Origin of the sequence: Sphaerobacter sp., from assembly GCF_019683595.1 — a bacterium.
GTDB lineage: Bacteria > Chloroflexota > Chloroflexia > Thermomicrobiales > Thermomicrobiaceae > Sphaerobacter.
Window position 1 is genome coordinate 1 of sequence record NZ_JADGHZ010000174.1, and the last position, 7,069, is coordinate 7,069.

Below are 7,069 nucleotides of genomic sequence, written 5' to 3' on the forward strand. Positions count from 1 at the left end.
ACCCCAGCCCACCCGTCTCCTCCCCCCCCACCGCCGGCGCCCGCGGCGGCCCCCGGGGGGGCCGCACTGGTGCTCAGCGGCGCTGAGTTGACCGCTGCGTCGCGTACGTGAGGACGAGGACGGTGACGATGGACGTCCCCAACACCAAGGGAATGTCGATCAGGACGAAGGCCCAACTAATCAGCGCCTCGCCACTGATGATGGTCGCAATGACGCCAAAGACCACGCTCAGTGCCGCGACGAGCAGAGCTCGCATCCGGAACGACGCGACCCGGAACGCGAGCAGCCCAACGAGCACCCCAGCAGCGACGGGGAAGATCTCGTGCATCCCAATCCTCCTTGGAATGGCAACGTCTACCATTACGGCCGCGGCGCATCAACGATGCTAGCACCAGCGTGGCGCGACCGCAAGCAGGTGTGGCGGGCGAGGTTGAGCATGGTCACGCTGAGCGCATATGGGCAGCCCGCTGTGCCGGTGGACGTTGCCCAGGAGGGGGCATCGGGTGATCCGTGGAACCCCGGCGAGTTGCGGAGGCGAGCCGCCGGCAAGTCGATCCGGCCCGACGTCATCTTCGGCCGAATCGAGTGGACCGTCTGGACCGGCGGACAACCTGGCTAGCGATCGTGAGCGCGGCCGCGCCCCTTGGCAGGGAAGCTGAGCGTGGCGGTGGTTCCCTTACCCGGTTGGCTCTGCAATCGCAGGGTTCCGCCGTGCGCTGCGGCGATCCCGCGGGCGATCGCCAGGCCCAGCCCGACACCGCCTGTCTCCCGGGAGCGCGCTTTGTCCACGCGGTAGAAGCGCTCGCCCAGCCGCGGCAGGTGGGCGGGATCGATCCCCACGCCGGTGTCCGCGACCACCAGGTGCGCCTCGCCGTCGCTGGTACCGGTTCGGAGCGTGACCCGGCCACCCGGCGGCGTGTACTTCAAGGCGTTATCAACCAGGATGAGCGCGGCCTGCTCCAGTGCCTGCCGGTCGCCGACGACGACGGCGGGTCCGTCTGCGGCCACCTCCACATTGATCTGCCGCTCCGCGGCGAGGGAGGCCACCCGGCGGGCGATGGCCTTGGTAAGCTCTCTGAGGTCCACGATGTCGTACTCCAGTTGCAGCCGGCCGGCATCGAGGCGCGCGAGGGTGAGCATGTTGGAGGCGAGGTGATCCATATGCGCCGTCTCGGCGACGATGTCCTCGAGGAGCGCCGCGTCCTCCGGGGCGAACCGGTCGCGGCGGCGCAGGAGAACCTCCGCGTTTGCCCGGAGCAGGGTGAGCGGGGTCCGGAGCTCATGTGATGCGTCGGCGATGAACGCCTGCTGGCGCGCGAAGGCGAGGCGCGCGGGCGCCAGCGCCCGCCCGGAGAGAAAGAGCCCGCCAAGGGTCGCGACGAGCAATGCCACGCCGCCCAGCGCCAGCAGGATGGTCCGCAGGGCGGCCAGAGCCGAGCGCTGCTCGGCGATTGAGCGCCCGCCCTGGACGACGCCGAGGACCGCTCCCGACGCGGGATCGCGTACCACCCGGGCCGACCGGTAGAGCGCCCCGACGTCATGGCCGGCGTCCACGACATCGGACGCGGTGCCCCGCGCGAGCGCGCGGTGGGCCAGGTCGTCGTCGAGGAAGTCGTGGGGCGGCTCGGGCTCCAGCTCCTTGACGTCCTCCGTCGGTTCGAGGTCGTCATCGTCGACTTCGAAGCAGACGGCGTAGAACGCAACGGTCCGAGAGGCTCCCGAGGAGCCGGAGAGGGGACACGGCGGATGACCCTCACGCGCCCAGTCCCGCGCCATCTGGGCGACTTGCCGGTCCACGTCTTGTGTGATGGGACGAACGACGAGCCGCTCCACGCCGAAGTAGAGCCCGATCCCCGCCAGCAGCAAGGAGATGGCCAGCACTCCGCTGTACCAGAGCGTCAGCCGGAGGCGCAGTCCACGGAAGAGCGCCGCCGACGGGTCGCGACGCCCCGACCGCCAGCGACGGAGCTGCTGCGGCCAGGCGAGCCGCGCCCGAATTTCCCGGGTTGCCGACCGCACTGCTGCTAACCCTCGATCTTGTAGCCGACGCCGCGCACGGTCTTGATGAGCGGGCGGCCGAACCCACGGTCAATCTTTTCGCGCAGGTAGTGGATATAGATATCGACCACGTTCGAGAGCGAGTCGAGATCGTACTGCCAGACTCGATCGATGATCTGCGAGCGCGTGAGCGCCCGTCCCGGATTGCGCATGAGGTACTCGAGCAGGGCGAACTCTTTCGGAGTGAGCTCGATCACCTGCCCGCCGCGGCGCGCCTCATGGCGAAGGAGGTCGAGCGTGAGGTCGGCAACCTGCAAGATCGTCGGCGGGCCGTCCGTTCCCCGGGCGCGCCGGAGCAGGGCGTTGACCCGTGCCACCAACTCCGCCATGGCGAACGGCTTGACCAGATAATCGTCCGCGCCGGCGTTCAACCCCGTGACCCGATCCTCGACCGCGCCCCGCGCCGTCAGCATGAGGATGGGTGTCCGGACCCCTGCGGCGCGCAGGTGGCGGCAGATCTCGATGCCGTCGAGGTCCGGAAGCATGAGGTCGAGGATCGCAAGGTCGTAGTCGCCGTGCAGCGCCATGTCGAGGCCGGTGGCGCCGTCGTGGGCGAGGTGGACCGTATGCCCCTCGTCCTGGAGCACGCGCTGCAGCAGGCGCGCCAGGCGTTGCTCGTCTTCGACTACCAGGATGGCCATTGCTGCGCTGTCCTCCTCCGCCCCGGTCCGTCACCGGCGCAAGCCTAGCGTACCAAGATTGGAAACCCATGAGAGCGTGGGGCGGATCTGGCGGCTGGTTGCTCGGCGGTCGGCCGGCTGCGGTCTCCGCCCACGCTGCCGCCCCGCGTCCATGGGAATTCTCTCATCTACTCCTCATCGACCTCTCATTGGCACCAGCTAGGCTCAGAGTGACGGGCACGTCCACCACGGCGCACGCGGTGCCTCGGCGGACGTCCGCGGAACGAAGCACAGCACGGCAGGAGGGCATCATGGCAACTGAGCAGCAGCAGCGTGCGACGCCTCACGACACGATCGACGAGGCGCCTCGCCTCCTCATCCCCGGGGTGACCCGGCGCGAGTCGCTGCTGGAGTACCGCAGCCGGGGCGGGTATGCACCCGAGGGATGGGCCTGGTCGCCCGAGGAGCTGCGGGATCTGATCGCCGCGAGCGGACTGCGCGGCCGCGGCGGAGCCGCCTTCCCGACCGGGCGGAAGTGGCACGGGGTGGCGGCTCAGCCGGCGCCTCGCGTGGTGCTGGTGAACGCGGCGGAGTCCGAGCCGGCGAGCGCCAAGGATCGCACGCTGCTGCTGCGCCGGCCTCACCTCGTGCTCGAGGGCGCCCTGCTTGCGGCACGGGCGATCGAGGCCCGGGAGATCGTGCTTTACCTCCATGCCACCGCCACCGAGGTGCGGGCGTCGCTCGAGCTGGCGCTGCGGGAACTGCGAGCCGAAGGGGCGCGCATGCCGCACGTCCGCATCGTGACCGCGCCGCCGAGTTACGTGGCGGGCGAGTCATCCGCCGCCGTGCGCCGGGCCAACGGCGGGCCGGCAAAGCCGACCTTCAAGCCGCCACGACCGTCGGAACGGGGCGTGGGCAACCGGCCGACGCTCGTGCAGAACGTAGAGACGCTTGCCAACGTCCCCCTGATCGCACGACACGGTCCGAGCTGGCTGCGCGACGTCGGGTCGCCGAGCCTGCCTGGGACGCTCCTGGTGACGCTCTCCGGCGCCGTCAACCGGCCCGGTGTCTACGAGGTGCCCAGCGGCGTGCCGCTCCGCCACATCGTCGAGGATCTGGGGGGTGGCGTCATCGGCGGTGCGTCGATCCAGGCGATGCTCGTTGGTGGCTACTTCGCCGGATGGCTTCCCCCCGAAGCACTGGAGCAGGGTGCACGGCTGGAACCGGAGTCGCTGCGACCCTGGGGAGTCTCAGTCGGCTCGGGAGCCATCGTCGTCGTGCCCGACTGGATCTGTGGCCTGGCGCAGGCCGCCTGGCTCATGCGCTTCTTCGCCGACGAGTCGGCCGAGCAGTGCGGGACCTGCCTCTACGGGACGCGCGCGATGGCGGACGTTTTCAGCAAGCTGCTGCGGGGCACAGCCAGCCAGAGCGAGTGCGATCGCCTGCGCTTGTGGGCGGAGCGCATGTTGCCGGGCCGGGGTGCCTGCGGTCACCTGGACGGAGCCGCGATCGCCGCGCGCACCGCACTGGAGGTGTTCGCGGATGACATCAAACGGCACGCGCTCGGCGGCGGCTGCGGCCGGCCCGAGACGGTGATCCTGCCCGGTTTCGAGGGAGGTGTTCTCGATGTCGCAGCGTAAGGTGCGGATCCGGGTTGACCCGACGCGCTGCACGGCCTTCGGGTTCTGCGCGGAGTTCCTCCCCGAGTCCTTCGCGCTGGACGACTGGGGCTATGCCTGGCTTCAGGCCCGAGAGCTCCCGCTCGAACTGGAGTCGCTCGCCCGCGAAGCGGCGCGGCTCTGTCCCACGGGGGCCATCTCGGTCGAGATCGTGACGGTGGAGGATGAGCCGGAGGACACGGCGACGGCACGGCCGGCATCAAGCCTTCGCCCACGTCAACGTTAGCTGTGAGGAGACGATGACCATGCGCAACTACGAGCCACTGCGTCACGTGCAGGGCAATGCGATAGATCCGGAGTCCGGGCCGCGGTCCGGCTATGCCCAGCGATTGCGGCTCGCCCGGCAGCTTCGTGCCATCCGTTGGGGTGTGCTGCTCGTCGGCACGGCCGCGACCGTCGCCTTCTCGACGCTGGCGATGCACGGGACCTCACAGGCAGATTCGGGTCAGGCGACGTCTGCACCGCCCGCGCAGCTCGTGGCCAGCGACATGCCGAGCCAGTCGCTCTTTACCGACGGCCTGAACGGGTTCTCGCTCTCGCCCGACTCGCTCCGAGTGGGGGGCCAGATCATCACGCAGCCACATGCTCGATCGTCGACTTCGTAGCGAGGAGCCACATCATGACAGCCGTGACTCACGAGACCGTGGCAAGCGCCAGCTTTCCCGCGCTCGGCAGCGAGATCACCGTCGCGGTGACCAACCCGGATCGGCTCGACCACGTGGTGGGGCACGTCCGCGCGTGCGTGGATGAGGTCGATCGCACGCTGAGCCGGTTCCGGCCGGACAGCGAGCTTCGACGGCTGGAAAGCCGGCCCGGCGAGCCCCAACCGGCTTCCGCGCTCTTCATCGAGGCACTGGAACTCGCGATCATGGCTGCCGTCGCGTCGAACGGCCTGTTCGACCCGACGATTCGCGACGCGCTGGAGGCCGCGGGCTATGACCGGAGCATCGAGCGGATCGAAGCCGAAGGGCCGGGGCCCGCACGGCCGACCAAGCCCGGAGGCGGCTGGACCGGCATCCGCGTCGACCGCGCGAACCGCACGGTGACGCTGCCGCCCGGTGTTCGGCTCGACTTTGGCGGCATCGGCAAGGGACTCCTCGTCGACTATGCGCTTCGCACCCTCGGCAACCCACCCTGCGGGGTGCTCGTCAGCGCGGGCGGCGATCTGGCGGTGACGGGCCCACCGCCCCCTGGCGGCTGGCGTTGCGGCATCGCGGTCACACCCGATGCGCCGGACGAAGCGGTGGTGCGGCTCAAGGCTGGCGCGCTTGCGACCTCCGGGCTGGGGCGCCGCCAGTGGACGCGCGACGGGCAGGTGTTCCACCACCTGATCGACCCACGAACCGGACGACCCGGCGTCAGCCGGTGGCAGGTCGTCACCGTCGCGGCGGGGAACTGCGTCGCCGCCGAGGTGGCGGCGAAGGTCGCCTGGCTGCTCGATGGCGATGGACCGGCGTGGGTGGCGCGCAAGGGCCTGGCCGGCCGCTTCCGCGAACGGGTGGGCGCGGTGGTCACCGTCGGTGGTTGGCCGGCTGAGTCCCCGACCGTTGAAGGAGCGTGAAATGGAAGCGAACTTGGATCTGAGCTTGACCTGGTACGTCGCGCGCGGGAGCGGGATCGTGGCCTATCTCCTGCTCACGGGCGCGGTCGTGCTGGGCATCGCGCTGAACCGCCGCGCCCTGGGGCGGCGGGTGCCGCGGCTCCTGCTCGACGCAGCGCACCGCTGGCTGACTCTCGGCTTCTTCGCCTTCGTCGTCGTCCACGCCGCGACGCTCCTGATCGATCCGTTCACGCGCTTCGGGCTCCGTGACGTCCTGGTGCCGTTCGCCAGCGACTACCGCTCGCTCTGGCTGAGCCTCGGCATCATCGCGGTGGAGCTGGGTCTGGCGGTCGGCCTGAGCGTCCTGGTCCGCCCGTGGATCGGCTACCGCACCTGGCACGCGCTCCACGCGCTGACGTACCTCCTCTTCCCGCTGGCTCTGCTCCACGGCCTCGGGACCGGGAGTGATACCCGCACCCTGTGGGCGACCGCGATCTATGTTGGCAGCGTGCTCCTGGTCATCGCGGCGATTGCCTGGCGCGCCCGGAGCCTTGCGCGCTGGGGACGCCCCGCGGTCGCAGCGGCCGGCCTGGTCGCCGTCGGCGTCCTGTTCTGGGCGGTGACTGGTCCCTACGCGCCGGGCTGGGCTGTCGCGGCCGGGACGCCCGAGCGCCTGCTCGACGCTCCGGCTGAGCAGGCAGCGACCCTGGCAGTGGCCGACGCGCCGGTGCCGGCGCTCCCGACGAACCTCGACGTGCGGATCAGCGGGGAGACCCTGACCGGGAAGGGGGACCGCATCCTCCTACGCGGTACCGGCACGGGCACGATGCCGCTCGACGTCGCGATCGGCCTGGTGCGCCGCCAAGGCGTGGGCGAAATTCAGCTCCGGACCGTTGACCACGTGCCGCTCTGCTCGGGACCTGTTGATCGCTTCGACGGGGCTGCGCTCACGGCCATTTGCACGGGTTACGGGCGCTCCGATCGGTTGGTGGTCACGCTTGATCGGCTCGACGACGCGGGGTTCAGCGGCGTCCTTCGGTGGGCTGGTCCCGGTCCGGCTCTGGCCCAGGCTCCGGCGAACGCACGCGACTACGTCGATTACGACGATGACGATCACGACGATCATAAGCACCATGACGACGACGATCACGATCGCGCGGCCTACCACGACG

At 70.2% G+C, this 7,069-nt stretch carries 9 protein-coding genes; 6 read left to right on the forward strand and 3 right to left on the reverse strand.

The genetic code is table 11. The features are described 5' to 3' along the window. Positions 1 to 73: 73 nt before the first annotated feature. Positions 74 to 328 (reverse strand): hypothetical protein, encoded by a 255-nt coding sequence (locus IRZ30_RS14255; RefSeq protein WP_294086118.1) that lies wholly within the window; start codon positions 326 to 328, stop codon positions 74 to 76. A gap of 108 nt (positions 329 to 436) precedes the next feature. Between IRZ30_RS14255 and IRZ30_RS14260 the strand changes: the two genes are divergently transcribed. Continuing rightward, positions 437 to 619 (forward strand): hypothetical protein, encoded by a 183-nt coding sequence (locus IRZ30_RS14260; RefSeq protein WP_294086119.1) that lies wholly within the window; start codon positions 437 to 439, stop codon positions 617 to 619. On the opposite strand, the gene IRZ30_RS14265 is transcribed toward IRZ30_RS14260, so the two are convergent. Continuing rightward, positions 616 to 2,019, reverse strand: a complete 1,404-nt coding sequence (locus IRZ30_RS14265; protein WP_294086120.1) for an ATP-binding protein — start codon at positions 2,017 to 2,019, stop codon at positions 616 to 618. The genes IRZ30_RS14260 and IRZ30_RS14265 overlap by 4 nt on opposite strands. Positions 2,020 to 2,024: 5 nt before the next feature. Next, entirely contained in the window at positions 2,025 to 2,699 is a 675-nt protein-coding gene (locus tag IRZ30_RS14270; RefSeq protein ID WP_294086121.1) for a response regulator transcription factor, read from the reverse strand. 290 nt (positions 2,700 to 2,989) lie between these two features. Between IRZ30_RS14270 and IRZ30_RS14275 the strand changes: the two genes are divergently transcribed. The 5 genes from IRZ30_RS14275 to IRZ30_RS14295 form a co-directional block, all read left to right on the forward strand. Then, complete coding sequence (locus IRZ30_RS14275) at positions 2,990 to 4,318, forward strand: NADH-ubiquinone oxidoreductase-F iron-sulfur binding region domain-containing protein (RefSeq protein WP_294086122.1); 1,329 nt, start codon at positions 2,990 to 2,992, stop codon at positions 4,316 to 4,318. Further along, positions 4,305 to 4,583: a ferredoxin gene (locus tag IRZ30_RS14280; protein WP_294086124.1), complete on the forward strand. Its 279-nt coding sequence runs from the start codon at positions 4,305 to 4,307 to the stop codon at positions 4,581 to 4,583. The genes IRZ30_RS14275 and IRZ30_RS14280 overlap by 14 nt, the downstream gene beginning before the upstream one ends. 19 nt (positions 4,584 to 4,602) lie before the next feature. Further along, positions 4,603 to 4,962 (forward strand): hypothetical protein, encoded by a 360-nt coding sequence (locus IRZ30_RS14285; protein WP_294086125.1) that lies wholly within the window; start codon positions 4,603 to 4,605, stop codon positions 4,960 to 4,962. Positions 4,963 to 4,976: 14 nt separating this feature from the next. Continuing rightward, positions 4,977 to 5,918: an FAD:protein FMN transferase gene (locus tag IRZ30_RS14290; protein ID WP_294086126.1), complete on the forward strand. Its 942-nt coding sequence runs from the start codon at positions 4,977 to 4,979 to the stop codon at positions 5,916 to 5,918. 1 nt (position 5,919) lies between these two features. After that, a partial coding sequence (locus IRZ30_RS14295; protein WP_294086127.1) for a ferric reductase-like transmembrane domain-containing protein occupies positions 5,920 to 7,069 on the forward strand: 1,150 nt, incomplete at its 3' end.

Excerpts from the sequence above, each read along its gene's own strand:
- IRZ30_RS14255 (WP_294086118.1), bottom strand. The coding sequence starts at position 328 with ATGCACGAGATCTTCCCCGTCGCTGCTGGGGTGCTCGTTGGGCTGCTC.
- IRZ30_RS14260 (WP_294086119.1), top strand. The coding sequence starts at position 437 with ATGGTCACGCTGAGCGCATATGGGCAGCCCGCTGTGCCGGTGGACGTT.
- IRZ30_RS14270 (WP_294086121.1), bottom strand. The coding sequence starts at position 2,699 with ATGGCCATCCTGGTAGTCGAAGACGAGCAACGCCTGGCGCGCCTGCTG.
- IRZ30_RS14275 (WP_294086122.1), top strand. The coding sequence starts at position 2,990 with ATGGCAACTGAGCAGCAGCAGCGTGCGACGCCTCACGACACGATCGAC.
- IRZ30_RS14280 (WP_294086124.1), top strand. The coding sequence starts at position 4,305 with ATGTCGCAGCGTAAGGTGCGGATCCGGGTTGACCCGACGCGCTGCACG.
- IRZ30_RS14285 (WP_294086125.1), top strand. The coding sequence starts at position 4,603 with ATGCGCAACTACGAGCCACTGCGTCACGTGCAGGGCAATGCGATAGAT.
- IRZ30_RS14290 (WP_294086126.1), top strand. The coding sequence starts at position 4,977 with ATGACAGCCGTGACTCACGAGACCGTGGCAAGCGCCAGCTTTCCCGCG.